The sequence below is a fragment of the Microthrixaceae bacterium genome, from assembly GCA_023957975.1.
Classification (GTDB): domain Bacteria; phylum Actinomycetota; class Acidimicrobiia; order Acidimicrobiales; family Microtrichaceae; genus JAMLGM01.
Genome location: JAMLGM010000004.1, coordinates 396,688 through 422,205 on the forward strand (window position 1 = coordinate 396,688; position 25,518 = coordinate 422,205).

Below are 25,518 nucleotides of genomic sequence, written 5' to 3' on the forward strand. Positions count from 1 at the left end.
CCTTCATGCTCACCACCGAACGCCTTCGGGACCTCCACGACCTCGGCGAGATCGACACGGTGCTCGTCGTGTTTCCCGACATGCAGGGCCGTTTCATGGGCAAGCGGGTGGTGGCCTCGTTCTTCCTGGCCGAACTCGAACGCAACGGCGGAGCGATCGAGGCCTGCGACTACCTGTTGGCCGTCGACGTCGACATGAACGTTCTCGACGGTTTCCGGTTCGCCAACTGGGAGACCGGCTACGGCGACTTCGTGTGCCGGCCCGACCTGTCGACCCTGCGGCTCGTGCCGTGGCTGGAACGCACGGCGCTGGTGATCGGCGACCTCGTCGATCACCACGGATCCCCGATCGAGGTGTCGCCGCGGGCGCTGCTTCGCCGCCAGATCGATCGGGCCAACCGACTCGGCTACGACGTCAAGGCGGGCACCGAACTCGAGTTCTTCTTGTTCCAAGAGTCGATGGAACAGGCGTGGAAGCAGGACTTTCGCGACCTCACCCCCTCCAGCCCCTACATCATCGACTATCACATCTTGAACACCTCGATCGACGAGGGGCTCATCCGCAAGATCCGCAACGACATGATGGGCGCCGGTATCCCGGTGGAGAACTCCAAAGGCGAAGCCGCCCGCGGCCAACACGAGTTGAACCTGCGTTTCGACGACGCCCTCGTCATGGCAGACAACCACACGGTCTACAAGAACGGCGCCAAGGAGATCGCTCAACTCGCCGGGCGGGCCATCACGTTCATGGCGAAATTCCGCATGGACGAGTCGGGAAGCTCGTGCCACATCCACTCGTCGTTGTGGGACCGCGAGACCGACCGTTCGGTGATGGCCGACGAGTCCGGCGCCGGCCTGAGCGACACGTTCCGTTGGTACCTCGGCGGGTTGCTATCGACCGCGGCCGACTTCGCCATTTGCTGGGCTCCCTACATCAACTCCTACAAGCGGTTTCAGCCCGGATCGTGGGCACCCACCGCGGTCGGCTGGGGCACCGACAATCGCACGCTCGGCTTCCGGGTGGTGGGACATGGTCAGGGCATGCGGGTCGAGAGCCGCATCCCGGGTGCCGACTGCAACCCCTACATCGCGTTGGCCGCGACGATCGCCGGTGGACTCCACGGGGTGGAGAACCGCATCGAGCCGCCCGACGCGTATCTCGGCAACGGCTACGACGCCGACCTCGAGCGGATCCCCCACACCCTCGTCGATGCGATCGACCGCTTCGAGGCCTCCGAGGTCGCTCGAGACGCTTTCGGCGAGGAGACCCACTTTCACCTCCTGCACCTCGCCAAGGAGGAATGGTCGGCGTTCAACAACCACGTCACCGACTGGGAGTTGCGCCGCAACTTCGAGCGGCTCTAAGCACCGAGGGAGAGTGACGAGATGACCTCGCGTCGACCAGTGATCGCGGTGACCTGTCAACGCCGCGAACCCGGCACGGTTTTCAAGCTCGAACCCGGGGTGGTCGTGATCAGCGACTACCTCGATGCCATCTGGCGCGCCGGTGGTCTGCCGGTGCCGGTCTACCCGCCGATGGACTCCGTCGACGACGCGGTCGATGCGGCCCGCGAGGTGATCGCCCAGTGCGACGGCGTCGTGGCGATCGGCGGACTCGATGTCGACCCGGCCCGATACGGGCAGGCGGCCCACGAAACGACGATGCCCGCACCGCCGGATCAAGAGGCATTCGAACTCGCGTTGATCGACGCCGCGCTCGACACCGCCACTCCCCTGCTGGCCATCTGTCGAGGCCTGCAACTGCTCAACGTCGCCCTCGGTGGGTCGCTGCACCAACACATCACCGGAGCGGAGGGCTGGCAGCAACATGGCGTGCCCAACGGCGGGGGCGGTTCCACCAACGACTACCACGTGGAACCCGGGTCGCTGATTGCGTCGGTCGTCGACGGGTCGACGATCTCGGGGCGCTGTCATCATCACCAGGCCGTCGACCGGGTCGCCGAGTCGCTCACGGTCACGGGTCGCACCGCTGACGGGTGCGTCGAGGCGATGGAACTCGCCGACCCGGCCAACTCGACGCGCTCGGCTGCCGGCCACGACACCGGCGGGGCTCGGCCGTGGCTGTTGGCGGTGCAGTGGCATCCCGAGGAGACCGCCTCCAAGGATCCTGCCAATCAGGCGCTGTTCGACGCGGTGGTCGCTGCGTCGGCTGCAGCGACCACCGCTCGCTGAATCGTTTTGTAGGTACTTTCTGTTGCCATAGCAACAGCAATTACCTACAAAACGCGGGCTTGGGCGGTGGGTTCGGTTCAGCGCTTCACGAACGGCATCTCGACGACGGTCGCCGGCACCCGCTTTCCGCGGAGGTCGACCTCGAGCACCGAGCCGAGTTCGAGGCCCGGCTCGATCATGGCCATGGCGATGCCGTGGCCAAGAACGGGTGAGATATTGCCCGAGGTGATCCGCCCCACCAGCGTGTCGCCCCGGTAGACGTCCATCTCGGCACGCGGCGGGCGTTTCGTGTCGACCGACAACCCGCGCAGGATGGGGGTGACCCCCGCCTCCTTTTGCGCCGCGAGCGCCTCGCGACCCACGAAGTCGCCCTTCGTCCACGACACGACCCACTCGAGATCGGCGTTGAGGCTGGTGATGCCGTCGCCGAGTTCGTGGCCGTGCAGCGGGAGGCCGGCCTCGAGGCGCAGCGTGTCGCGGGCCCCGAGTCCGGCCGGCTCGATCCCCATCGCCGTCACGGCGCGCCACAGCTCTGCTGCCCGTTGCGCCGGAACCGCGATCTCGAGGCCGTCCTCGCCGGTGTATCCGGTGCCCGCGACGACGATCGGCGTGCCGTCGAAGGTTGTCTCGATGATTCGGAATCTCCCCACCGCGGCCGCCTCGGGCAACAGCGGGGCGAGCAATTCGCGGGCCTGGGGCCCTTGGACGGCGATCACCGCACGTTCGGTGGTGACGTCGTCGACCTTGACCTCGGCGCCCGCCGCTCCGTCGACGAGCGCGCGGCAAATCCGATCGGTGTTCGATGCGTTCGGCATCACGTCGAACACGTCGGCCGCACGCCACCACACGATGATGTCGTCGGCCACCGAACCATCCTCGGACAGCGAATGGGTGTACTGGCAGCGACCGGGTTCGATCTTGGCGAGGTCGTTGGTGAAGGCCCGCTGCAACGCGTCGAACGCCCCCGGGCCACTGACGCGCACCGTGCCGAGGTGGCTCACATCGAACACGACCGCCGCGCTGCGGCAAGCCTGGTGCTCGGCGAGGGTGCCCGCCGGATACGAAAGCGGCATGTCCCATCCGCCAAAGGGCACCATTTTGGCGCCGAGTTCACGGTGGGTTGCGTCGAGCGGTGAGTGCTGAATCGTCACCGCCGCAGTCTAGAGGGGCGCGTTATTGCGCCAGAGCCGCCGGCCCGTCCGCCACGCCATCCGAAGGCCCGGCGGCCGCCGGCCGGGACGGGTACAGCTCGACGATCGTCGCGTCGAGTTCGTCCTTCACCCCGCCGAGCGGCAACACGTTCAGCACCCCTTGTCCGGACTGGAGCGCGTCGATGAGTTCCTCGCCGGTACGAACCAGCACGGTTCCCGAACCGCTGATGACCAGGTTGGCGGTGGTGACGTCCTCGCCGAGGTGTTCGGTGAGATAGGCGAACAGCTGGCGGACCTGTTCGAGTTTGATGCCGGCATCGAGCAGGCTCTTGATCACCTTGAGTTCGAGCAGGTCGCGGTAGGAGTAACGCCGACGGGTTCCACTGCCTTTGGCATCGGCGAGCGATGGGCGCACCAGATCGGTGCGGGCCCAGTAGTCGAGCTGGCGATAGGAGATGCCGACGATCTCGGCGGTTCTCCGACCGGAGAATCCGTTGGGGTTGGCAGCTTCGGGCGAAACGCCCTGTTCGCTCGTCTCACTCGAACCTGTCAGTTCCATGGGATTCACCCTCATTGCTCGTCTTGGGTGCCGGTCGTTGGGGGACCGCCTCGGCGAGGCGCCGTACCCGTAACGACAGCGAAGAAATTACGACGGTGTCAACCTATCGGCACCGCGCGCGCGTGGCAACGGTATTCGCGCGAATCGCGCGAATTTCCGCGCGGAGCGCGCGAATTTGGCGAATCTGGCGAATTTGGCGAAGCGTCTCGTGCTGCTGACGCTCAGAGCGCGAAGTCGTCGGGGTTGATGGAATCGATGAACTGGCGGAACTCCTCAACCATCTCGTCCGGGTCGCCGGGATCCATCGCCAGATCCTCCTCCGACATGGGCAGCACCCCCGCTTCATCGATCACCGCTTCGGTGACGAACAATCCGCAGCACACCCGTGCCGCCAGGGCCAGCGCATCGGAGGGCCGACAGGAGATCACGAACTCCGAACCGCCGTGGCTCAAGTGGAGTTCCGCATAGAAGGTGGCATCGTGAATCTCGGTGATGACGATCCGGGTTACGCCGATTCCGAGTTTCACGAGCAGGTCTACCATCAGGTCGTGGGTGAGCGGGCGCGGCGGGTTGATGTGCTCCAGCGCAAACGCAATTGCGGTCGCCTCAGGCGCACCGATGAAGATGGAGATCGATCGCCGTCGATCCGGTTTGGGTGAGGCGTCCGAACCGGAGTCCACGTCCGGGGGGTTGGACAACTCGCGCAACACGACCACCGGCGTATTCGCGGTGTTGTCCATGGTCACGCCGACCAACTCCACTTCAATCATGACCAAACGTTAGTCCCGCCCAAACCGCTCACGAGTCGCCACCACGCGTTTGTGAGCCATCCGGCGATGGGCGACACCGATCAGTCCGGGCGATACCGCCCAAGTGCCTGATGGACCAGCGCCCGGTGCAGCTGCTCGCCGGCCCCGGCCAACTCGTTCAACAGCGCCGTCGCCTGTTCGATCGCCCGCGGGTTTCGCTGTTTGAGCAACGGCAGCACCATCTGTTCGTAGAATCCCGACTCGCGTTCGGCGGCGTTCTTGAACATCCGCAGGTGGCGAGGTTCGACCCCCTTGGCCAGGAAGCGTTTCAACGACTTCACCACCGCCAATGCGGCGGCGTCGTAGGTCGACTCGCCGGCGATGACGTTCACCGAGACGAATCCGTACTCTTCCATCATCGACAGCGTCGCCTCGTCGATCTCGGCGAGTTCCAGAACCTCGCCTCGCCCGAAGGTGAGCCCGCGACCGATGGCAACCGCCGCCTGCTCCTCGGCCCGTTCCGTGCGCGGATCGCGCCGGCCACGCGGCGACGCCGGCGACTCCTGCAGGGCCGCCAGCCAGGCGGCGGCCTCGTGCTCGCCGTCGCCGGTTTCCCGGGCACCCTCGTCGACACCGGCTTCGGTCGAATCGGGCTTCGCTGCGGGCACGGTGCCAGCGAGTGTCGCCGTCTGCGCCGAGGGGTGGGTCGAGTGGTCGACCGAATGGCCGACCGAGTGATGGGCCGAGTGGTCGACCGGGGGTGCAACGTTCGACTCGGCCGCTTCCGCCGCTTCCGCCGCTTCCGCCGCTTCCGGCGTCGCAGTCGCCGCAGTCGTCGCAGTCTTCGCTGGCCGCTTGCGGGCGGAACGCCGCCGAGACGCCGGAGCTTCGCTCACGCGTTCGGCCGCCGCTCGATCCGCTTCATCTTGCTCACGCAGACGTTCCCATGCCTCGACGTCGATCGCCGCCTCGGCGGCAGCCTCTGCCTCGCGCACCGGCCGGTTCGGGTCATCGTCGGTGCCCACGAACAGGTTCGGCTGCACCGGAATCGACTCTTCAAAGTCGACATCTCCGAGTTCGTCGAGGCGCGACTTGATGACCTTCAGCGGCAAAAAGTGGTCGCGCTGCTGGCGCAGGATCCAACGCAGCCGGGCGATGTCGACCGGGTAGAACTGCCGGTATCCGGCCGGGGAGCGTTCCAACCGCATGAGCCCCTGCGCCTCCAGGAACCGGATCTTGGAGATGGAGACCTCCTCGAACTCGACCTTGAGCTGCGACAACACCTCCCCGATCGAGAGGTACTCGGTCGTTTCAGCGATCTCCATCGCCTGCCTCGAGCGCGAACAACAGCCGGAACTTGCCGACCTGGATCTGATCGCCGGGGTTGAGCGCGTGCCGCTCGACGAGCGCTCCGTTGACATAGGTGCCGTTCAACGAACCCGCATCGCTGAGCACACACGTCGACCCTTCGACCGTGATGAGCGCGTGGCGCCGCGACACGGTGACGTCGTCGAGAAACACGGTGCTCTGCGGGTGGCGGCCGATCGTGGTGTCGTCTGGTCCGATTTCGAAACGCGACCCGGCGTTCGCGCCGCGAACCACCACGAGCATCGGCACGTCGCCAGCCCCTGGACGAACGACCGGCAACGCCTCGGTGCGGTCTGGCTCACGCCGCTCGAGCGCCGAACCGCAGGCAGGACAGAAGTTGGCATCGGCCCCAACCGCGGAGCCGCATTTGGGGCATTGCGACGCCTCGGCCATGACCTCAGTCGCTCACCAGCGCCCGGTACCCGTCGGCGTCGAGCAGGCCGGCGAGTTGCGACGGGTCATCAAGCGCGATGACACAGATCCACCCGGCGCCATAGGGGTCGCTGTTGAGCAGCGTCGCGTCGGCTTCGAGCGCCTCGTTGATTTCGACCACCGTGCCGTTGACCGGCGAGTAGATGTCGGACACCGACTTGGTCGATTCCACCTCGCTGAACGACGCCCCCACCTCGACGGTGGCGCCCTGCTCTGGCAACTCGACATACACCACGTCGCCGAGGTTGTCCTGGGCGAAATCGGTGATGCCGAGACGGACATTGCCGCCTTCGACCCGAACCCACTCGTGGTCGGTCGAATAGCGAAGGTCAGCGGGAAACTCCATGGCCGGAGACTCTAGTGGACGGCGGCTGAGCGCGGATTGCCTCAACGGGTTCGGCCGTTGACCCTCGACCAGTTCGATGCGCTGATACGCCCGGCATTGTCGACGGTCAACGCGACGATGTTGTAGCGGCCGTTGCGGCGAATGGGCACCCGGATCGAATAGAACCCGCTCCCGACATATCCGCCGACCACCTGATCGTTGACGATCAGGAAGGTGCCCATGATTCCCGAACCGTCGGTCGTGTAGACCCCGATGTCGAGATGGCGTCGCACCGTCGTCGAGGTTCCTGGCGAATACAGCAACGCGATCGGGAGGTGGTTGTCGATCGCCATCGCCGTCTCGGCGCCACCCCAGTTGCCCGCCGCGTCGTAGGCCACGACCGCGACCCGATGCACACCGTCGGCGAATCGGGTGGTATCGACCGCAACGGGGAACCGCGCCGGCGGGGCGGACTGGGCGAACACCAGGGTGTCGCCCACATAGACCGCGAGGTTGGTGACGCCGACGTCGTCGGAGTTGGACACCTCGAGCGTCACGGTCCCTGACGAATACCCCGCCGGAGCCGAGACCGCGACGGTCGGGGCGCTGCGTTCGCTCACCGCGGGCACCGGCGCTGCCGGGACCGTCGCGGCGATTCGCGTCAGGGCCCCGTCGGCCGACAACGCCCCGTAGCGGTACAGGCCTGAACCGGTCAGCGACGGTGCGGCGACCGCCGAGTTGTACATCGCTGCGCGGTACTGCGCGGCCGAGGCATCCGGCACGAGACTGCGCATCAACCCGACCGTCCCGCTCACATACGGCGCGCTGAAGCTGGTTCCACAGACGTTGTCGACGGCGAAGTAGCGGTCGTAGCGGCAGTACCCCGCCGCGAGTTCGTACCACGGGCCGCGCTGGCTCGTCGACGGGGGGCCGTCGCCGAGCCGCGTGTAGGCGCCGACCCCGACCACGGTGGGATAGGCGGCCGGATACCGAGCTGCCGAACCGGCCTCGTCGTAGTCGTTGCCCGCCGCGGCCACCACGACGACGTTGCGGCTCTCGGCGTAGCGCACCGCCCGCTGCACGACCGGGTCATCGGTCGCCCCACCGAGGCTGAGGTTGATGACGTGGGCGCCGTGGTCGACGGCATAGACGATGCCCTCGCCCACCGCCCAGGTGTCGCCCTCGCCGTCGGCGTCGAGCACCTTGACCGGAAGGACCCGACAGGTCCAGCACGCTCCGGCGATCCCGTATCCGTCGTCGCCCGCAGCAGCCGCCAGTTCCGCGGTGAGCGTGCCGTGACGCTGGGGGTCATCGTCGCTATCGCGTCCGACGCCGGTCACCGAGGTGCCGGTGAAGTCGGCTCCGGCGATGACGCGTCCCGCAAGATCGGGGGTCGTGTTGACCCCCGTGTCGACCGTTGCGATCACCACGTTCGATGAGCCGACGGTTCGGTCCCACGCCCGGGTGAATCCCTGATCCGGCATCCAGAACTGCCGAGCCCAGCCCGGATCGGTCGGCGTGCGCGCGGCGGTGACGCGGCCGGGGGCCGACACGTCGCCGACCTCGTGGGCCGCGTCGAGACCTGCGATCACCGCCGCGACGTCGTCGGGGTCGACCGCGATTTTCACCGCGCCGAGTTGTCCGATCGTGGCGACCACCTCGACGTCGGCCCCCGCCAGGCGCCCGATTTCCGCTGGAGTGGGATCGTCGACTCCGCTGAGGATGAGCTCGACCGGTTCCGATCCCTGATCCCGCGGCACATCTACCGATGCGGCCACCGATGCGGCCACCGGCGAGGCCACCGATGCGGCCACCGGCGCTGCCCCGGCACCCACGACTCCCCCGGTACCGCCGAACACTTCACCGATGAGTCCGGCGATGACGAACGCGCCGGCGACACGACTCGTCCTCACCGGACCTCCCCGGTCGCCTCGCCGTCGGCCGCCGCCAACTGGCGCTTCAGGCGCCCTTCCTTCAACGCCACGCGGCCCCGGACGAAGTACTGGCCTGCGGCGAACAGCGAGAACACCACCCCGGGAATGGCGAGCGCGTAGGCGAACAGGGTCCATCCCGTGTGCCAGCCCTCGCCGAGTGATCGTTGATCTGCGATCAGGAACGCCGGAAACGCTCCCATGTTGGCGAACGCTCCGCACTTACCCCACCAGGTGACGTCCATGCGCTTCGCGCCGAGCGAGGTGATGAGGATCACCCATCCGGACACGAGAACTTCGCGGATCAACACCAGGGCGCTGAACCACAGCGGAGCCGACCCGGAGATGATCACCGCGACGATGCCGACGACCAACATGATCCGGTCGACGATCGGGTCGAACATCTTTCCGAAGTTCGAGGTCTGATCGAACCGCCGGGCGATGTAGCCGTCGACCCAATCGGTGGCCGCCAGCAGGCCGAGCAAGAGCCCTGCCCAGCCGGGCGAGTCCATGCCGAACAGCAGCCACAGAAACACCGGAATACACAGCAACCGCACGAGCGAGATCGCATTGGGGACCGTCAGGATCCGGTCGACCTGCATGTCGCCGAGGCCCTCGACCTCCGGTCGGTAGATCAGATGGTGCTCGTGCTGGTCCACGGCCTTGAGGTTACGGCATCGACCCATCCCCTCACGCAGCGCTCCACCTACGATTCGCTACATGACCGACAACGCCCCCAGCGCTCCCGACTCCGTGTTCACCCTCATCATCCGCGGCGACCTGCCGGGGCGCTTCGTCTGGAGAGACGAGCGCGTCGTCGCGTTCCTCACGATCGCACCGATCACGGCGGGCCACGTGCTCGTCGTGCCGGTCGACCAGGTGGACAAGTGGACCGATCTGCCCAACGACCTGTGGTTGGAGCTGAACGCCGTGGCCATCGAGGTCGGACGGGCCATCGAGGACGCGTTCGACTGCGTGCGGGTCGGCACGATCATCGCCGGCCTCGAGGTGCCCCACTGCCACCTCCACCTGCTGCCGATCAACGCCGAATCGGACCTGTCCTTCGCCAAGGCGAATCCGAACGTCCCGGCGGAGGAGCTCGATGCGGCCGCCGAGGCCATCCGCGCAGCGCTGCGCGCCCGCGGTCACGCCACACCCGGCTGACGGCTTCTCCGACTGACCGCTTCTCCTACTCACGGCTTCTCCTACCGACGAATCCTCACGCCTCCTCGGTCAACTCGACGGGGTCGATGAGGTGTGCACCCTTGTTGCGGGCGTTGTTGACCTCGGTCGATACCGGATGCATCGTCAACACCCCCGTCTCCGCCGGCACCATGAGCGGCGCGACCGCGGCGGCGTCGGTGATCGCAGGGTCCAGCCAGGTGGCGAAATCGGTCGGCTCGAGGATGACGGGCATGCGGTCATGCACCGGAGCCATGGTTTCGTTCGCCGAGGTGGTCAGGATCGTGCAGCTGCGCACCACGACGTCCTCGCCGGCGAGTTGCCCCTTCCATTGGGCCCACAGCCCGGCGAAGGCCAGCGGGGCACCGTCGGCACGGCGGATGAAGTACGGCTGCTTTGCCTTGCGACCGGCGACCGCTGCCCATTCGTAGAAGCCGTCGGCGGGCACGATGCAGCGCTTCTTCGACAGCGAGGACTTGAAGCTGTTCTTCTCGGCGGCGGTTTCGCTACGGGCGTTGATCATCCGGTTGCCGACGTTGAGGTCCTTGGCCCACACCGGTACGAGGCCCCAGCGATACAGCTCGATGTGACGCGACCCCTGAGCGTCGCCGACCACGACCTCGACGTCCGCGCTCGGAGCGATGTTGTACTGGGCCGGTACCGGCTCGGCGGGAGCGCTCGCCCCGAAGTACTCGGCCAGTTCCTCGACCGGGGTCGCCGCGACAAAACGTCCACACATGTGCACGACGCTAGTGCCGTGGCCGCGCTCCCACGTCGGCGCCGGCGGCCCCGCTAGCGTCTGAACATCGTGAACGACACTGCCCCCGATCGGCGCTCCGACCGCCCCGACCGACGCCGCGCCCCCGAGTTGTCGGTGATCACCCCGACCTACAACGAGGCCGACAACATCGAAGTGTTGCTCGATGCGCTCGAGGTGGCACTCGTCACCGTGCCCCACGAGGTCATCGTGGTCGACGACGACTCCCCCGATCGCACCTGGGAGCGGGCCGAGCGCTACGCCGAGTCGCGCCGCAACGTCCGGGTGCTTCGCCGCTTCAGCGACCATGGACTGTCGAGCGCGGTCATGGCCGGCATGGAGGCGAGCAACGGCGAGGTGATCGCGGTCATCGATGCGGATCTCCAACACGACGAGACCGCGCTCGTGGCGATGGTCGACATGATCCGCGACGGTTCGGCCGACATCGTCGTCGGCACGCGGGGCGCCGAGGGCGGCAGCTACGGCGACTGGTCGGTGTTTCGCCGATTCGTCTCCTGGGTCGCCGCCATGATCGCCAAGGTGTTCCTCCGGGTGCAGACATCGGATCCCATGTCGGGGTTCTTCGCCATCTCCCGCGACGCCTATCTGCGCAGTGCGCCGGAGGTGAACCCGCGCGGGTTCAAAATCCTCCTCGAGTTCATCGGCCGGAACCGGGACCTGCGCGTGGGCGAGGTGGGCTACGAATTCCGCAATCGGGTCGCCGGCGAAACGAAGATGTCGCCGTCGATCATCCGCTCCTATCTCCTCGCGGTGTTCGAGCTGCGTTTCGGCAGGCAGGTGAAGGGGCAGTTCTTCCTGTACAGCCTGGTGGGAGCGTCGGGGGTGGTGGTGAACCTCGCGGTGTTCTCACTGCTCGAGGTCGCGGGCGTCGGCACGATCGATCTCGGCTTCAGTCGACCCGTGCGCTGGTCGTTGCTCGGCGGCATCGCGGCGTCGATCGTGTGGAACTTCTTGTTGAACAACTACTTCACGTTCTGGGAGCAACGGTTTCACCGCCGCAACCTGCTCGGCGGCCTCGCGTTGTTCAGCGCGGTCTCCCTGCTCGGCGTCGTCATCCACGTGGCGGTGTTTCAGTTTCTCCAGAACAACGGATGGGGCCGCTCGGTGTTGGGGCCTGCGCTCACCGACATCGTCCAGGACGCGTTCGGCTATGTCGTCGCGTTGATCAGCAATTACTTCCTCAACGTGAATTACATCTGGCGGCGACGCCCCGAGGACTGAGAAGCCCGACGCGTTCGGGGCTGCGTTCAGCGACTCAACCGCGTCCGGCGACCACGCGCTGCATCGTCGCGACGATCTCCTCCTCGGAGGCACCGGGGGCCAACACCGCGGCAACCCCGGCGTCGAGCAGCGTCGGCAGGTCGCGATCGGGGATGATGCCGCCGACCACCACGGGGATGTCGACCCCGTTCGCCGTCAGGTGCTCGAGCACGGGCGGCACCAGCGCGAGATGCGCGCCCGACAGCATCGACAGCCCGATCACATCGACGTCCTCGTCGATCGCCGCGGCGACCACCCGTTCGGGGGTCTGGCGCAATCCGGTGTAGACGACCTCGTAGCCGGCGTCGCGCAACAGCCGCGCCACCACCTTGACCCCGCGGTCGTGGCCGTCGAGGCCGAGTTTGGCCACCAGCACCCGCCCGAGCGGCACGGCCGATTCGTTGAAGAAGTCCATCGTCAGATCCTCGGGGTCTCGTCCCACCGGCCGAACACATCGGCCATCGCCGACATCATCTCACCGAGGGTCACCATCGCGGTCGACGCCTCCAACAACGCCGGCATCAGATTGATTTCGGGATCCGCGGCGTCGCGGCGCACCCGATCGAGGGCGGCCTCGACACGGCTGGTGTCGCGTTCGGAGCGCACCGCGTCGAGTCGTTTGAGCTGTTGATCCTCGACCGAGCCGTCGATGTAGAGGGTCTCGGGAGCCGGCTCGTCGTTGCCCTCGGTGAACGCGTTCACGCCCACGATGATGTGACGGCCGTCGTCGACCTTTCGCTGGAGTTCGTACGCCGAGTTCGCGATCTCGCCTTGGAACCAGCCGTCTTCGACGCCGATCACGCAGCCTTCGTACATCGAACCGTCGCCGATCTCGGCGATCTTGGAGAAGATCTCCTCGGCGAGCGCCTCCATGTCGTCGGTGAGCGCCTCCACGTACCACGAGCCGCCGAGCGGGTCGGCCACGTTGGTCACGCGGGTCTCATAGGCGATGACCTGCTGGGTTCTCAGCGCGATTCGGGCGGCCTTTTCGGTGGGCAGCGCGAGGGTTTCGTCCATCGAGTTCGTGTGCAGGCTCTGGGTGCCTCCGAGCACGCCGGCGAGTGCCTCGATCGCGGTGCGGACGATGTTCACCTCGGGCTGTTGGGCGGTGAGCGACACCCCGGCGGTCTGGGTGTGGAACCGCAACTGCATCGACTTCGGGTTGGTGGCTCCGTAGCGGTCGCGCAACCAACGGGCCCAGATGCGACGAGCGGCGCGGTACTTCGCGATCTCTTCGAAGAAGTCGGAGTGTGCGTTGAAGAAGAAGCTCAGCCTCGGTGCGAACTCGTCGATCGCCAGTCCGGCGGCCAGGCCCAATTCGACGTAGGCGAAACCGTTGGCGAGCGTGAATGCCAGTTCCTGGGCCGCGGTCGATCCGGCTTCGCGGATGTGATACCCGGAAACCGACAGCGCGTGCCAGCGGGGCATCTCGGCCGCGCAGAACGTCATGGTGTCGCGGACCAGACGCAGCGACGGCCGCGGCGGAAAGATGAATTCCTTCTGGGCCTGATACTCCTTGAGGATGTCGTTCTGAAGCGTCCCGCCGATGCGCTCACGCCGCATCCCGGCGGCCTCGGCCGCGGCGATGAACATCGCGAAGATCGGCGCCGCCGGAGAGTTGATGGTCATCGAGGTCGTGGTCGACTCGAGGTCGATGCCCCGAAACAGGTCCTCCATGTCCGCCTGGGTGTCGACCGCCACCCCGCATCGGCCGACCTCGCCGAGGCTCATCGGGTCATCGGAGTCGTAGCCCATCAACGTCGGCAGATCGAACGCCGTCGACAGCCCGTCGCCGCCGTTGGCGAGGATGTCGCGGAACCGCAGGTTGGTGTCGACGGCGGTGCCGAACCCGGCGAACATGCGCATCGTCCAGAGCTTCGAGCGATACATCGAGGCGTACGGTCCGCGGGTGTAGGGATACTGCCCCGGGTACTGGCCCTCGTCGGTGGTCTCGTCGGTGGTCTCGTCGGTGGTCTCGCCGTGTGGGCCGGGCACCTCGGAGTTCCCACCGCGAACGGGGTCCGGGCCATAGACGGCGTCGACCTCCACACCCGACATCGACGCGAAGTCGGCGTCACGCAGCGGCGACGCCTCGAATGCCTCGTTCCAACGGGACCGATTCGCACGGGCGGATTCGTTCATGGGTGCCACGGTATCGGCAGCGGTATCCGCCGCGGTGCGCATTCCCGGAGGGCAAACTGTTGCGGTGACCTCGCCAGACCAGCTTCCGGACATGATCGTGTGCGTCGACTGCGGCGGCGTGTGTCACCGCCTCAACAGGGGTTTCGAGGGCGGCGACCAGGCCGGCGACGTCGTGTCGTACCGGTGCGAGGACTGTCTGGACCGTTGGGACCTCGTCGCCGGCGACCCAGAAGATCTCGACGAGTTCGGCTGATCGGCCGAACTGCTCCCCTTTCCAGGAAGGCCCTCCATGACCGAAACCGACGCACTCCCCGCCTCCGACGGTCGTCTCGACGATCTTGCCGGTGGCCCCTACGACATCGAGTTCTTCTTCGACCCCGGTTGCCCGTTCGCGTGGCAGACCTCGGTGTGGATCCGCAACGTCATGGCCCAGCGCGACCTTCGGGTCGGATGGCGTTTCATCAGCCTGTGGTACATCAATGTCGGCCAGGACCTCGACGCTTCGATGCGGGAGGGACACGCCCGCGGCCTTCGTTACCACCGCATCTGCGCGGCGGCCCGAGAGCGGTTCGGCAACGCGGCCGTCGGCGACTTGTACCGCCTCTACGGCGAGAGCTTCTGGTACGTCGATGCCACCGGTGACTTCACCGAACGGATGGCGGCCGCGTTGGCCAACATCGATTTCGCTCGCCTGATTTCCGCCGCTGGCCTGCCCGCCGACCTGGTTGAGGCCGCGGAGGATGAGTCCTTCGACGCGGTGTTGCGCACGGAGAGTGCGGCGGCGTTCGAACGTACCGGCCCAGACGTCGGCACCCCGATCATCACCTTCGGTCCTCCCGACGGAAACACGCTGTTCGGCCCGGTGCTCAGCAACGCTCCGGACGGGCCCGACGCCGTGCGACTGTACGAGGCCGTCGAGACGGTCGCGTCGTTTGAGACCTTCTCGGAACTCAAGCGCACAAAGCGCCCGGCGCTCGACCTCCCGCTGTTTTCCTGACGAGGCAGCGGCGGTCCGAAGTCCGCCTATGACACGAGCCGGCGGTGGGAGGGCAAGACGACTCGGGACGGGTCGGACCCGGCACGTACGGCCTCTTTCTTGGCGACCAGATACCGGTCCGCAGCATTGAGAACGTCGTCGAAGGCCTCACCCGGACGGCCGGCCGCCAACCCCCAGGTGAAGCTCAGTTGGACCTTCCCCTCGCGGGTTTCCAGTGGAGTGGCAAGGAGCCGGTCGAGCACGTCGTCGGCCCACTCGGCGGTGACGATCTCCGGGTCCGGGCTGAACACGACGAACTCGTCGCCCCCCAACCGGCCGACGTGGGCCCCGGCCGGGCAGTGATGTTCCAGCGTCGACGCGATCAGGCTGAGCGCGCGGTCTCCGACCGGGTGGCCATAGGAGTCGTTGATCCGCTTGAACCGGTCCACGTCGCACACCAGGACCGACCATCGGAGGTCTCGCTGTCCCGCGACGCACTCCTCCACGAGTTGGGTCACCCCGTGACGATTCGCCACCGAGGTCAGGTGATCGTTGAGCGCCTTGTGCCGCCACGACCCCTGTTCCTCCTCATGGCGGGCCTGGGCCTGGGCCGACGCGAACAGGATCCGTTCGAATTGAGCGACGGTGAGCACCACCGCTGCGATGGTGCTCACCACCAGGCATGCGATCACCAACGGCATCGCCACATGTGCGGCGATCGCACTGATCGTGCAGATCATCGGGACCATCGTGGCGCCGGCGATGACCAACGCCTGGGTCATGTGATGGCGTTGACCCCACTCGCCGCTGTGGTGTCCGGTGACACTGTGGTGTCCCGTGACACTGTGGTGTCCCGTGACACTGTGGTGTCCGGTGGCCGGCCGGGTCTCGTCTGTGGAGGGTTGAGTCTCGTGGTGTGGAACGTCGGCGTGCATCTTTGCCACCTCCGGTGCCCTCATTCGGTGCAGCACCATTGATTCACCGATAGTGACATGTTACGCGCTCTGCGTGAGATTGCGGTCTAGAACGCGTGAGAACATCCTCAGGCGTTCACCACCGGTCAGCCGACCGCGACTCCGCCGTCGATACGTTGATGCTCCGCCCGCCGGATGTGACCTCCGATCGCGTCGGTCAACAACGGCCACAAGGGTTGGGGAAGGTCGTGGCCCATCCGGTCGACCATCAGCAACGACGACCCGGGCACCGCCGCGGCCGTCGCCCGGCCCCCGCTCGGGCGAACGAGGCGGTCCTGGCGGCCGTGGATCACCAGGGTTGGCGTCTGCAACAACCGCAGCCCTGGCGTGCGGTCGGGCGAGGCCAGAATCGCCGCGAGCTGCCTCGGAGTGCCCCCACGTTCGGGGGTTCGCTCGTAGGCCTCGTTCAAGAACACCTCCGTGGCGGCACGGTCGAACAGCGGGCCACCGATCGTCTCGTGGCGAGTGAGTTCCTGTTCGAGCATCGCGGCCCGATCGTTCGGGGTCGGCTTCATCACCGTGCGCACCACCTGCACCGTGGGCAGGCCGGCAAGTCGTGAGCCCGGCCGCGACATGATGGAAGTGAGCGACGCGACCCGTTCGGGCAGATCGATCGCCAACTGCTGGGCGATCATGCCTCCCATCGAGGCGCCGACGACATGGGCCCGCTCGACGTTGGCGGCATCGAGCACCGCGGCGGCGTCGAGCGCCATGTCGCTGAGCAGGTAGTCGGCCGAACCCCGGTCGATCCCGGTGGCGAGCTTCACCATGTCGGGGATCTGCAGCACCCGGTCGCTCGTCGACGACGACCAGCCGGCGTCGCGGTTATCGAAGCGGATGACCCGGTACCCCTGACCGGTGAGGCGTTCGACGAAACCGGGACGCCAGGCGATCAACTGCGCGCCGAGCCCCATGATCAACAACACGGCCGGCCCGTTGTCCGGTCCGGCCTCCTCCCAATACAGCGAAACATCACCACGGGTCACGTGAGCCATAGATGCAACGCTACCGAGAGGAGAGGTCCTATGGTGGGCGAAGCGCGCGGACGACCCGGTTCGCGCTCGTTCGGCCGCATCGATGCGGCCCGGGGAGGACCACGATGGCATTCGCCGAAACTTTCGACTCGATCGACGCGTTGCTCGAGGACCTGTCGTCGCTGTACGAGGACCTCCACCAGCACCCCGAGTTGAGTTTCCAGGAGGTGCGCACCGCCGAGATCCTGGCGAAGCGGATCGAAGCGCTCGGCTACGACACGACGACCGGTGTCGGGCTCACAGGCGTGGTCGGGGTGCTCGAAAACGGTGAGGGACCAACCGTGTTATTGCGCGCCGACATCGACGCGCTGCCCGTCGCCGAGGACACCGGGCTGCCGTACGCGTCCACCGTCGTCGCCCGAGACACCGAGGGCCAGGAGGTCGGCGTCGCTCACGCCTGTGGCCACGACATGCACGCGACGTGGATGATCGGTGCTGCAACGTGGCTCGTCGAGCACCGACACCTGTGGTCGGGCAAGGTGCTCATCGTGTTCCAACCGGCCGAAGAATTCGGGGCCGGGGCGAAGCGGATGGTCGACGACGGACTCTTCGAACGCTTCGGCACCCCCGAGGTCTGCCTGGGCCAGCACCTCGCACCAGCACCGGCCGGCTGGGTGCTGTTGCGCGCCGGACCGGCGATGGCGGCCTCGGACGCGGTGAAGATCACGCTTCACGGGCGCGGCGGACACGGTTCCTCGCCGCAGATGACCGTCGACCCGGCCATCATGGCGGCCTCGACCATCATGAAGCTCCAAACCGTCGTCTCCCGCGAGGTGGCGCCGATCGAGGAGGCGGTCGTCACGGTCGGCACCGTTCGTATCGGCACGAAGGAGAACGTCATCTCCGACCGGGCCGAACTCAAGGTGAACGTCCGGACGTTCTCCGACTACGTGCGCGACAAGGTGCTGGCCTCGATCGACCGGATCGCCCACGGCGAAGCCCATTCCTGCGGAGCGCCCAAGGACCCCGAGGTCGAACACCTCTACCACTTCCCGGTGCTGTCGAATTCCGAGGCCGAGACCGCAACGGTGTTCTCGCGATTCCAGAGCCACTTCGGGTTCGAGAACACGATGGAGGCCCCCAAGGCCACCGGGTCTGAGGACTTCGGCTACTTCGCGGAGTCTGCAGGATGCCCACAGGTGTTCTGGTTCACCGGCGGCCACGACAAGGAGCGCTGGATCGAGGCGTTCAACAGCGGACGCCTCGAAGAGGAGGTTCCATTCAACCACTCCCCCCGGTTCGCTCCGAGCCAGCACCCCACGATCCGCACCGGGATCGAGGCGCTGCTCGTGGCGGCTGAAAGCTGGATCGGGCGCTGACCCGCTGGGGCACCGGGTGCTCGCGGCGAACTCGCTGGTTCTCCGCCGCCGCTGGTTCTCCGCCGCAATTGGTCGGGCTGACAGGATTTGAACCTGCGACCTCTTGACCCCCAGTCAAGCGCGCTACCAACCTGCGCCACAGCCCGTATTCCTCGACTCGGCACCCGATGGGCGCCGTGCCGGGGAGTAACTGTAGCCGACACGGTCACCTGCGACGAACCTGCGACTACTGGACCCCCAGTCAAGAGCTTGAGGTCGTTACAACCCTCAGCCCAGGAGCCATTCGATCCCCTGGATGGCCCTCCACCCGAGGTACAACACCAGGGCGATCACCAGCAGCCAGAAGTGCCACGGCAGCTTTTCGTTGGGTTCGCTTTCGCTCGGGTCGACCACCTGGTGACCGTTGGGGCACTGCCCCTGCGCATTGAGCGTGCTTGGCGTGTAGAAGTGATCGCAGTCATCGCACCAGGGCATCGTTGGCCATGTTTACTACTGCCGCCATATCGCGGTCACACCGGCGGCACGCCATCCAGTCACACCGGCGGCACGCCATCCAGTCACACCGGCGGCACGCCATCCAGTCACACCGGCGGCACGCCGTGACGTCGGTCGCTGAATTCGCGGGTCTTGCCCTTTGCCCGGTCAAGCCGACGGATGATCTCCAACCGCAGGTCGCCCCAGTCGACCACGGCGTCGATCACCAACTCCGAGGCGAGGCGCAGCAGGTCGACGTCTTGTTCGTAGATGCGTCGCTGTTCGGCGACGAACGCGTCGCGCTCGACCTCGTCTTCGATCGCCGCGATCTTGTTGGCGAACACGGCGTTGACCGCCGCCTCGGGCCCCATCACCGCGATCTTCGCGGTGGGCAAGGCGATGGTCGCCTCGGGCTCGAACGCTGGCCCGGACATGGCGTAGAGGCCGGCACCGTACGCCTTGCGCAGCACCACCGAGATCTTGGGAACCGTCGCCTCGCTCACGGCGGTGATCATCTTGGCGCCGTGGCGGATGATGCCCTGACGCTCGACCTCGGTGCCGATCATGAAACCCGGAACGTCCGCAAGGAAGACCAACGGGATGTTGAAGGCGTCGCAGCACCAGATGAACCGGGCAGCTTTGTCGGCGGTGTCGGTGAACAGCACCCCACCCTTGATCATCGGATTGTTGGCGACAAAGCCGACGGGACGCCCCTCCATCAAACCGAACCCGACCACCAACTCGGGAGCGAACAGCGCCTTGACCTCGAAGAAGCTCTCGGCGTCGATCAGTGCGTCGATGACCGTGTGGATGTCATAACCCATCGTCTCCTCGGCCGGCACGACGGTCGAATCGAGTTCACGAACCGGCGCCGCGGGTTCGTACTCGGGCGGCTCGTCGCGCCAATACGAGGGCATGTAGGTGAAATACGCCTTCGCCTGGTCGATGGCATCGGCGTCGTCGACGGCAAGGTTGTCACCGCAGCCCGACACCGAACAGTGCATCCGGGCCCCACCGGTCTCCTCGAGGCTCGCGGTCTCGCCGATCACCATCTCGGCCATGCGAGGCGAACCCAGGTACATCGAGGCATTGCCATCGACCATGATCACGATGTCGCAGAACGCCGGGATGTAGGCGCCCCCGGCGGCCGAGGGGCCGAACAGGCAACAGATCTGGGGAACCTTTCCGCTCAGGCGCACCTGGTTGTAGAAGATGCGTCCGGCGCCGCGCCGCCCAGGGAACAGCTCGACCTGGTCGGTGATCCGCGCCCCAGCCGAATCGATGAGCCAGAAGATCGGCAGGTTGTCGCGCAACGCCAGGTCCGTCGCTCGCACGATCTTTTCGACGGTGCGAGCACCCCAGGACCCGGCTTTGACCGTCGGGTCGTTGGCCACGACGATCACCGGCCGTCCGTCGACCTCTCCCACCCCGGTGACCACGCCGTCGGCCGGCAGGTCCTGGGCCATGGCGTTGGCCAGCAGGGCATCCTCGACGAAGGTGCCGGGGTCACACAGCAGGTCGATGCGGTCGCGCACGAACATCTTGTTCTGCCCTGCGAGCTTGTCGGCCTGGGAATGCAGGTTGCCCTTCGAGGCTCGTTCGCGGGCGATCGACAACGGGTTGGTCATCCGTTGAGTTTCGCAGAACTCCTCGGCCCGGCGCCCAGTCCGCTCCGTCGCAGGTCGAGCCGCTGGGCCGGCCGAGCTCAGTCCGCTCGGCGGACCGCCAACACCGTGACGTCGTCCTGAAGGGGCCCGGCGACGAATTCCTGTGCGGCATTCACCAAACTGCGGCTCGCCTGTTCGGCCGTGGCGGACTCCATCTTTCGGATCATGCCGGCCACCCGGTCCTCTCCGAAGAAGTTCGAGCCGTCGCGAGCCTCGGCGATGCCATCGGAGGTGCACACCACGAGGTCGCCCTTGACGATCGGAATCTCGCGGGATTGGAAGGTCGCCTCGGGGTTCATCATCAGGATCGGACCGGTGGCTGGCAACGCGCTCAGTTCGCGGTCGTGCAGCATCCATGCTGCGGGGTGCCCGGCCGACGCGTAGCGCATCACCTCGGCTTCCTCGTCGAAAATCATGACGAACAGCGACACGAACTCCTCGGGCCGTTCGTAGTCGGAAACCTGCCGGTTGAGCTCTTCGAGCGCCTGCCCCGGATCCCGGTAGCGGCGCAGGTAGGAGCGCAACAGGAATTTCGTCTGCAGTGCCGTGATCGACGCCTCGACGTCGTGGCCACTCACGTCGCCGACCACACACCCGACGCGTCCAGAGGGCAGCCGAAACACGTCGACAAGGTCGCCCGACATCACGCCGGCCACCGCCTCGTGAACGACCGCGATGTCGTAGCCCGGGGTGTCGATGAGTTCGGCCGGGGCGAGGCGCTCGGCCCACCGTTGCGGCGCCGAGTCGTTCTGGGCCAGCATTTCGAGGGCCCGCTGTTCGACCCGCACCCGCTCTTCGCTCAGACGAGCGTCGCGTTTGGAGAACTGCGCCGCCCAGAGGCTGAACAGTGCCGGAACCGAAATCGCTCCGATGAGGTACCAGGCCCGAACGTCATCGGTGAACAGCGAGGCGAGGGCGGCCCCGGCGATCACCACGTACACGACCCCGGTATGGACCTGGTGCAACACGGTGGTTTGGCTGAGGGTGCGTACCCCGGGGTCGTTGGTGGTCATGTTGCGGACCACTCGATAGCGCAGGAACGCCGAGCGAAACCACGCGGTGGCGCCGACGACGGCGAGCACGGCGATCAGGAAGAGAAACCAGTGGGCGAGCATGGGAATACCGCTTCGATACGTTCGTCGGGCAGCCGATCAATCGGTGCGCTTGCGAATCCTCATCTTGATCGGGGTCTGTCCGAGGTCGAACTCCTCTCGGAGCATGCGTTCAAGGTAGCGAACGTAATGCGGAGGAATCGCCTTGTTCGCGAACAGCGTGAAGGTGGGAGGATCGATCGCCCCCTGGGTCGCATAGAGCACCCGAACTCCGTGGGGCCCGGGTTGCGCCTGTTGAGCGCGCCGGATGACGTCGTTGACCTTTCGGGTGGGCACCCGGCGGTGGTAGGCGTCGATCGCACTTTCGAGCGCCGGGATCAATCGGTGGACTCCGCGGCCGGTGAGCGCCGAGATCCGCAGCACCGCCGAGTCGCCGAGAAAGTGCAGCTTCTGGGTCAGCTGGTAGACGACTTCGTTTCGCTGGTCCTCGTTGAGGGTCTCCCATTTGTTGAGCAGCACGACGATCGGGCTGCCGGCGGCGTCGATGCGTTCTGCCAGCCGCTGATCCTGATGGGTGATTCCCTCGGTGGCGTCGATGACCAACAGCGCGGCGTCGGCCTCGTCAACCGATTGCAGGGCGCGCACCATCGAGAAGTATTCGGTGCCATCGTCGATGCGGCTCTTGCGGCGCATGCCAGCGGTGTCGATGAACTTGATCGCACCGTGTTCGGTCTCGACGACGGTGTCGACCGAATCTCGGGTCGTGCCGGCCATGTCGTGGACCACCGAGCGGTCCTCTCCGATGAGACGGTTGAACAGGGTCGACTTGCCCACGTTCGGACGGCCGACCAACGCCACCGAAAAGAGCGCGTCTCGATCGTCGAGATCATCGTCGAGGTCGTCGAGGTCGCCTGGGTCGGGAAGTTCGGGGAAATACGTCACGACGCGGTCGAGCAGGTCTCCCGTGCCTCGGCCGTGGAGTGCACTGATCGGGAACGGATCGCCGAGGCCGAGCGACATGAGGTCCCACATTCCGGCCTCGTGCACCGTGTCGTCGACCTTGTTGGCCACGACCATCACCGGCACATCGACCTTGCGAAGCAGACGCGACACCTCGGTGTCGTCGTCGGTCACCCCGACGGTGGCATCGACGACGAGCAGGACCACGTCCGCCTCGCTCAGCGCCTTTTCCGACTGCTTGGATACCTTTTGGTCGAGTTCGGTCCCTCCAGCGAGCCAACCCCCGGTGTCGACGAGCAGGAAATCACGACCGTTCCAGTTGGCATCGACGACCTTTCGGTCTCGGGTCACGCCGGGGAGTTCCTGCACGATGGCCTCGCGCCTGCCGATGATGCGGTTCATCAGGGTTGACTTGCCGACATTGGGTCGGCCGACGATCACGACGGTGGGCAGTGTGGGGGTGGCAGTCGTGGGGGCGGCAGTCGTGTCAGCTGTGGGAGTCGTGTCGGTCATCATCGTTCGATTCGATTCGGTTCGGTTCGGGTGCCGGGAGCCGCTCACAAGTTGGCTGGCAGCAGAGTCGGCGGTTGTCTGGCAGCAGCGTCGGCGGGTGCGGCGGAAAATGGTGGAAGCGTCTCGGTTAGGTGGCTCGTTGGAGGGCCGCCCGCAAGGCCACTCCGTCGGTCGCGATGATCTCAACGTCACGGGGCAGGTCATCAGGGGTGAGACCATCGAGGAAGCGCCCACCCGACAGGCAAACGTCGGGAAGAAGATAGCGGTGACCGACGGGTTCCGCCGACAGCGCCCGTTGCAGGTCCTCACCGACCATCAGCCCCGCCACCCCGACGTTACCCCCGAAGTACTCCGCTCGAACCTCGATGAGACGAACGTCGTCGCGCCCGATCCCAGCGATCAGCGGACCTAGCACGTCCATGCCATAGCTGCCGGTGAGCACACCGATCGGAGCATCCCGGCCCGGCCTGCGGCGCCCGATCGTGACCGGCTGGGCCGAAACGGCAGAATCGACAAGATCGACAAGATCGGCAGGACCGGCAGGACCGGCAGGACCGGCAGAACCGGCAGGGGCGTGACCTGGTGTGCTCAGCCCCGATCCACATGACGAGTCGTCCGCCAAGCGCGGGGCGCGATACCCCTCGGCCGGAGCACCGTCGACCCAGTTGAAGAACCCGGGCTGCACTCCGATCGCCTCATCGGTTTCACCGAGAAACTCGAGCTCGAAGGCCCGAGCCATGCCAATCCCATCCTCATGCATCCCGAACGACGCGTAGTGCGAGGCTGGAGGAAATGGACGTTGGGCCAACAGGTAGTACTCATCCGCGGCGTACACCATGCGGTGCCCAAGGGTTTCGAGGAAGATCTCCTGCCACTGCCCCACGATGTCGACGACCCGCTGGGCCTCCTCAAGCGTGTGGAGACGCATGCGTGGTTCCTTGTTGAACTTCGACAGTCCGAGCGGAACGACGGCCACGTCGGCCGTCTCGGGGTACTGATCGAGCACACCTGCGAGGGTGTCTTCGAGCACGTCGCCGTCGTTCAGCCCTGGGCAGACCACGAGTTGCCCATGGATCTCAATACCGTGGTCGAGCAGGTGGCGCAGCCACCGAAGGCTCATGGCCCCGCGCTTGTTGCGCAGCATTTCGTTGCGCACGAGCGGGTCGGTTGCATGAATCGAAACGTAGAGCGGCGACAGATTCTCGGTGATGACCCGCTCCAGGTCGGCTTCGGTAAAGCGGGTGAGGGTCGTGAAATTTCCGTACAGGAACGACAGGCGGTAATCGTCGTCTTTGAGGTAGAGGCTTCGCCGCATGCCTTTCGGCAACTGGTAGATGAAACAGAACTCACAGTGGTTGTCGCAGGTGCGTACGCGGTCGAATACAGCCGAGTCCACCTCGATACCGAGGTGCTGGCCGTCTTCTTTTCGAATGTCGAGGTCGAACTGCAGACCTCCGCGGTCGATCGCCAGGCAGACCTCGGCGTCATCGGTGAGCACGCGGTATTCGATGACGTCGCGGATCGGCTGACCGTTGACAGCCGTCAACAGGTCGCCAACGGCAACGCCACCCGCCTCGGCCGGGCTGCCGGGCACAACAGCGACAACTCGAGCAGTCGACATCGCTGCCCAAGGGTAGTGCCTGCGGTTACGAGATGGCCTGTCGGGACGGCCTTTCTGGACGGCCTGGGTCACCGTCGGTTCATTGGCGTATCGGTGGTTGGGGTGGTTTGGTCGGGGTGAGGGAGAGTTGCCCGACTGTGGGGCGCCCGGCCCTCGTCGCTCTACCGGTTCGTCCGGTCCTGCCCGAGTTTCGGCCTGTGTTTGACCGGCGGGCGTCGTGGGGTCGGTACATGCGGGTGTTGGGGGTGGCGGCCATGCGGTCGTAGCGGCGCCGGATGGTGGCGATCGCTTCGGTCAGGTCGACGGTCCCGCCACGGACTTTCACTTTGGGCCGAATCGGTGGTTCGGGTTGGGTGTTCAACTCTTCGGGGATGGGGCCTTGGCGTTGTACCCCGTGTTGTTGTCCCCAGATGGTGATGCCGCACGGGTGGGTGTAGAGGGTCCATCCGTCGGTGGTGATGTGCATGGCCCAGCCGACGCGGTGCACCAGGCCGTGGTGGTGTCGGCACAGGCACGCCAGGTTGTTCACCGCGGTGGCACCGCCGTTGCGGTGGTGTCGGACATGGTGGGCTTCGGTGTGGTGTGCGGGAGCTTCGCAGCCGGGGAAACAACAACCCCCGTCACGTGCGGCGAGTGCGGCGCGTTGCGCGTCGGTCGCCAACCGGACGGAGTGGCCGACATCCAACGGTTGGCCCAGGCTGTCCAACAGGACGGCGCGTAGTTCTGGGTCACACATCATGCGTTCGATCACGTCCGCGGTGAGTGGATCGCCCGTAGGCGAATACGCGCGTGGTTGGCCGTGTTCGTCGGCCTGCAAGATGATGGTGACTTCGGCGGTTCCTGGCCGGTAGTTACCCGA

At 66.3% G+C, this 25,518-nt stretch carries 26 protein-coding genes and 1 tRNA gene; 7 read left to right on the forward strand and 20 right to left on the reverse strand.

Features of this window, described 5'->3' with window-relative positions; genetic code table 11:
* The first annotated feature begins 5 nt into the window (after positions 1-5).
* Both M9952_08585 and M9952_08590 read left to right on the forward strand, forming a co-directional pair.
* Entirely contained in the window at positions 6-1,364 is a 1,359-nt protein-coding gene (locus M9952_08585; GenBank protein MCO5312975.1) for a glutamine synthetase family protein, read from the forward strand.
* Positions 1,365-1,385: 21 nt separating this feature from the next.
* Positions 1,386-2,192, forward strand: a complete 807-nt coding sequence (locus M9952_08590; protein MCO5312976.1) for a gamma-glutamyl-gamma-aminobutyrate hydrolase family protein — start codon at positions 1,386-1,388, stop codon at positions 2,190-2,192.
* A gap of 77 nt (positions 2,193-2,269) precedes the next feature.
* Here the strand turns inward: M9952_08590 and gcvT are convergent, their stop codons facing one another.
* The 8 genes from gcvT to pgsA form a co-directional block, all read right to left on the reverse strand.
* Entirely contained in the window at positions 2,270-3,343 is a 1,074-nt protein-coding gene (gcvT, locus tag M9952_08595) for a glycine cleavage system aminomethyltransferase GcvT (protein MCO5312977.1), read from the reverse strand.
* Positions 3,344-3,365: 22 nt separating this feature from the next.
* Complete coding sequence (locus tag M9952_08600; protein ID MCO5312978.1) at positions 3,366-3,902, reverse strand: MerR family transcriptional regulator; 537 nt, start codon at positions 3,900-3,902, stop codon at positions 3,366-3,368.
* Positions 3,903-4,123: 221 nt separating this feature from the next.
* A complete protein-coding gene (locus M9952_08605; GenBank protein MCO5312979.1) occupies positions 4,124-4,672 on the reverse strand; it encodes a bifunctional nuclease family protein in 549 nt (182 codons plus the stop codon).
* 80 nt (positions 4,673-4,752) lie between these two features.
* Complete coding sequence (locus M9952_08610; GenBank protein MCO5312980.1) at positions 4,753-5,976, reverse strand: MerR family transcriptional regulator; 1,224 nt, start codon at positions 5,974-5,976, stop codon at positions 4,753-4,755.
* Positions 5,963-6,412, reverse strand: a complete 450-nt coding sequence (locus tag M9952_08615) for a zinc-ribbon and FHA domain-containing protein (GenBank protein ID MCO5312981.1) — start codon at positions 6,410-6,412, stop codon at positions 5,963-5,965. The genes M9952_08610 and M9952_08615 overlap by 14 nt, the downstream gene beginning before the upstream one ends.
* 4 nt (positions 6,413-6,416) lie before the next feature.
* Positions 6,417-6,797 carry a glycine cleavage system protein GcvH gene (gene gcvH, locus M9952_08620; protein ID MCO5312982.1) on the reverse strand — a complete coding sequence of 127 codons (381 nt, stop codon included), beginning with the start codon at positions 6,795-6,797 and terminating at the stop codon, positions 6,417-6,419.
* Between the two features lie 41 nt (positions 6,798-6,838).
* Positions 6,839-8,689, reverse strand: coding sequence for a S8 family serine peptidase (locus M9952_08625; GenBank protein ID MCO5312983.1), 1,851 nt, complete (start codon positions 8,687-8,689; stop codon positions 6,839-6,841).
* The gene (gene pgsA / locus M9952_08630) at positions 8,686-9,366 is read right to left on the reverse strand and encodes a CDP-diacylglycerol--glycerol-3-phosphate 3-phosphatidyltransferase (protein ID MCO5312984.1); all 681 of its coding nucleotides are present in this window, start codon (positions 9,364-9,366) and stop codon (positions 8,686-8,688) included. Before pgsA ends, M9952_08625 begins: the two co-directional genes overlap by 4 nt.
* Positions 9,367-9,427: 61 nt before the next feature.
* Between pgsA and M9952_08635 the strand changes: the two genes are divergently transcribed.
* A complete protein-coding gene (locus M9952_08635; GenBank protein ID MCO5312985.1) occupies positions 9,428-9,871 on the forward strand; it encodes an HIT family protein in 444 nt (147 codons plus the stop codon).
* A gap of 55 nt (positions 9,872-9,926) precedes the next feature.
* On the opposite strand, the gene M9952_08640 is transcribed toward M9952_08635, so the two are convergent.
* Complete coding sequence (locus tag M9952_08640) at positions 9,927-10,628, reverse strand: SOS response-associated peptidase (GenBank protein MCO5312986.1); 702 nt, start codon at positions 10,626-10,628, stop codon at positions 9,927-9,929.
* Between the two features lie 69 nt (positions 10,629-10,697).
* On the opposite strand from M9952_08640, the gene M9952_08645 reads away from it, so the two are divergent.
* Positions 10,698-11,888 (forward strand): glycosyltransferase family 2 protein, encoded by a 1,191-nt coding sequence (locus M9952_08645; GenBank protein ID MCO5312987.1) that lies wholly within the window; start codon positions 10,698-10,700, stop codon positions 11,886-11,888.
* Between the two features lie 34 nt (positions 11,889-11,922).
* Here the strand turns inward: M9952_08645 and M9952_08650 are convergent, their stop codons facing one another.
* Together M9952_08650 and M9952_08655 are read right to left on the reverse strand one after the other, a co-directional pair.
* The gene (locus tag M9952_08650) at positions 11,923-12,342 is read right to left on the reverse strand and encodes a cobalamin B12-binding domain-containing protein (GenBank protein MCO5312988.1); all 420 of its coding nucleotides are present in this window, start codon (positions 12,340-12,342) and stop codon (positions 11,923-11,925) included.
* A 2-nt stretch (positions 12,343-12,344) separates the two neighbouring features.
* Positions 12,345-14,069, reverse strand: coding sequence for a methylmalonyl-CoA mutase family protein (locus M9952_08655; protein MCO5312989.1), 1,725 nt, complete (start codon positions 14,067-14,069; stop codon positions 12,345-12,347).
* Between M9952_08655 and M9952_08660 the strand changes: the two genes are divergently transcribed.
* Positions 14,068-14,322, forward strand: coding sequence for a hypothetical protein (locus tag M9952_08660; protein MCO5312990.1), 255 nt, complete (start codon positions 14,068-14,070; stop codon positions 14,320-14,322). The genes M9952_08655 and M9952_08660 overlap by 2 nt on opposite strands.
* Before the next feature lie 36 nt (positions 14,323-14,358).
* The gene (locus M9952_08665) at positions 14,359-15,066 is read left to right on the forward strand and encodes a hypothetical protein (GenBank protein ID MCO5312991.1); all 708 of its coding nucleotides are present in this window, start codon (positions 14,359-14,361) and stop codon (positions 15,064-15,066) included.
* A 26-nt stretch (positions 15,067-15,092) separates the two neighbouring features.
* Here M9952_08665 and M9952_08670 read toward each other — a convergent pair whose 3' ends face one another.
* Together M9952_08670 and M9952_08675 are read right to left on the reverse strand one after the other, a co-directional pair.
* A complete protein-coding gene (locus tag M9952_08670; GenBank protein MCO5312992.1) occupies positions 15,093-16,004 on the reverse strand; it encodes a GGDEF domain-containing protein in 912 nt (303 codons plus the stop codon).
* A 101-nt stretch (positions 16,005-16,105) separates the two neighbouring features.
* Positions 16,106-17,014: an alpha/beta fold hydrolase gene (locus M9952_08675; protein ID MCO5312993.1), complete on the reverse strand. Its 909-nt coding sequence runs from the start codon at positions 17,012-17,014 to the stop codon at positions 16,106-16,108.
* 104 nt (positions 17,015-17,118) lie between these two features.
* Here M9952_08675 and M9952_08680 point away from each other — a divergent pair, with 104 nt between their 5' ends.
* The gene (locus tag M9952_08680) at positions 17,119-18,372 is read left to right on the forward strand and encodes an amidohydrolase (protein ID MCO5312994.1); all 1,254 of its coding nucleotides are present in this window, start codon (positions 17,119-17,121) and stop codon (positions 18,370-18,372) included.
* A gap of 69 nt (positions 18,373-18,441) precedes the next feature.
* Here M9952_08680 and M9952_08685 read toward each other — a convergent pair.
* The 7 genes from M9952_08685 to M9952_08715 all read right to left on the reverse strand — a co-directional run.
* Positions 18,442-18,518 (reverse strand) — tRNA-Pro (locus M9952_08685).
* A gap of 121 nt (positions 18,519-18,639) precedes the next feature.
* Complete coding sequence (locus tag M9952_08690; GenBank protein ID MCO5312995.1) at positions 18,640-18,846, reverse strand: hypothetical protein; 207 nt, start codon at positions 18,844-18,846, stop codon at positions 18,640-18,642.
* 107 nt (positions 18,847-18,953) lie between these two features.
* The gene (locus M9952_08695; GenBank protein MCO5312996.1) at positions 18,954-20,474 is read right to left on the reverse strand and encodes an acyl-CoA carboxylase subunit beta; all 1,521 of its coding nucleotides are present in this window, start codon (positions 20,472-20,474) and stop codon (positions 18,954-18,956) included.
* A gap of 77 nt (positions 20,475-20,551) precedes the next feature.
* Positions 20,552-21,628 (reverse strand): serine/threonine-protein phosphatase, encoded by a 1,077-nt coding sequence (locus tag M9952_08700; GenBank protein ID MCO5312997.1) that lies wholly within the window; start codon positions 21,626-21,628, stop codon positions 20,552-20,554.
* Between the two features lie 36 nt (positions 21,629-21,664).
* A complete protein-coding gene (der, locus tag M9952_08705; protein MCO5312998.1) occupies positions 21,665-23,041 on the reverse strand; it encodes a ribosome biogenesis GTPase Der in 1,377 nt (458 codons plus the stop codon).
* 124 nt (positions 23,042-23,165) lie between these two features.
* Positions 23,166-24,659, reverse strand: a complete 1,494-nt coding sequence (locus M9952_08710) for a DUF512 domain-containing protein (protein ID MCO5312999.1) — start codon at positions 24,657-24,659, stop codon at positions 23,166-23,168.
* A 79-nt stretch (positions 24,660-24,738) separates the two neighbouring features.
* Positions 24,739-25,518 (reverse strand): HNH endonuclease (locus M9952_08715; GenBank protein ID MCO5313000.1); only part of this gene is annotated, 780 nt, incomplete at its 5' end.

Bases quoted from the DNA above. Each gene is read 5' to 3' on its own strand.
- M9952_08640 (MCO5312986.1), bottom strand. From the start codon at position 10,628: ATGTGTGGACGTTTTGTCGCGGCGACCCCGGTCGAGGAACTGGCCGAG.
- M9952_08700 (MCO5312997.1), bottom strand. From the start codon at position 21,628: ATGCTCGCCCACTGGTTTCTCTTCCTGATCGCCGTGCTCGCCGTCGTC.
- M9952_08635 (MCO5312985.1), top strand. From the start codon at position 9,428: ATGACCGACAACGCCCCCAGCGCTCCCGACTCCGTGTTCACCCTCATC.
- M9952_08655 (MCO5312989.1), bottom strand. From the start codon at position 14,069: ATGAACGAATCCGCCCGTGCGAATCGGTCCCGTTGGAACGAGGCATTC.
- M9952_08590 (MCO5312976.1), top strand. From the start codon at position 1,386: ATGACCTCGCGTCGACCAGTGATCGCGGTGACCTGTCAACGCCGCGAA.
- M9952_08695 (MCO5312996.1), bottom strand. From the start codon at position 20,474: ATGACCAACCCGTTGTCGATCGCCCGCGAACGAGCCTCGAAGGGCAAC.
- gcvH (MCO5312982.1), bottom strand. From the start codon at position 6,797: ATGGAGTTTCCCGCTGACCTTCGCTATTCGACCGACCACGAGTGGGTT.
- M9952_08665 (MCO5312991.1), top strand. From the start codon at position 14,359: ATGACCGAAACCGACGCACTCCCCGCCTCCGACGGTCGTCTCGACGAT.
- M9952_08660 (MCO5312990.1), top strand. From the start codon at position 14,068: ATGGGTGCCACGGTATCGGCAGCGGTATCCGCCGCGGTGCGCATTCCC.
- M9952_08600 (MCO5312978.1), bottom strand. From the start codon at position 3,902: ATGGAACTGACAGGTTCGAGTGAGACGAGCGAACAGGGCGTTTCGCCC.
- M9952_08615 (MCO5312981.1), bottom strand. From the start codon at position 6,412: ATGGCCGAGGCGTCGCAATGCCCCAAATGCGGCTCCGCGGTTGGGGCC.
- M9952_08690 (MCO5312995.1), bottom strand. From the start codon at position 18,846: ATGCCCTGGTGCGATGACTGCGATCACTTCTACACGCCAAGCACGCTC.
- M9952_08650 (MCO5312988.1), bottom strand. From the start codon at position 12,342: ATGGACTTCTTCAACGAATCGGCCGTGCCGCTCGGGCGGGTGCTGGTG.
- M9952_08680 (MCO5312994.1), top strand. From the start codon at position 17,119: ATGGCATTCGCCGAAACTTTCGACTCGATCGACGCGTTGCTCGAGGAC.
- M9952_08605 (MCO5312979.1), bottom strand. From the start codon at position 4,672: ATGATTGAAGTGGAGTTGGTCGGCGTGACCATGGACAACACCGCGAAT.
- M9952_08585 (MCO5312975.1), top strand. From the start codon at position 6: ATGCTCACCACCGAACGCCTTCGGGACCTCCACGACCTCGGCGAGATC.
- M9952_08710 (MCO5312999.1), bottom strand. From the start codon at position 24,659: ATGTCGACTGCTCGAGTTGTCGCTGTTGTGCCCGGCAGCCCGGCCGAG.
- M9952_08610 (MCO5312980.1), bottom strand. From the start codon at position 5,976: ATGGAGATCGCTGAAACGACCGAGTACCTCTCGATCGGGGAGGTGTTG.
- M9952_08670 (MCO5312992.1), bottom strand. From the start codon at position 16,004: ATGAGGGCACCGGAGGTGGCAAAGATGCACGCCGACGTTCCACACCAC.
- der (MCO5312998.1), bottom strand. From the start codon at position 23,041: ATGATGACCGACACGACTCCCACAGCTGACACGACTGCCGCCCCCACG.
- M9952_08675 (MCO5312993.1), bottom strand. From the start codon at position 17,014: ATGGCTCACGTGACCCGTGGTGATGTTTCGCTGTATTGGGAGGAGGCC.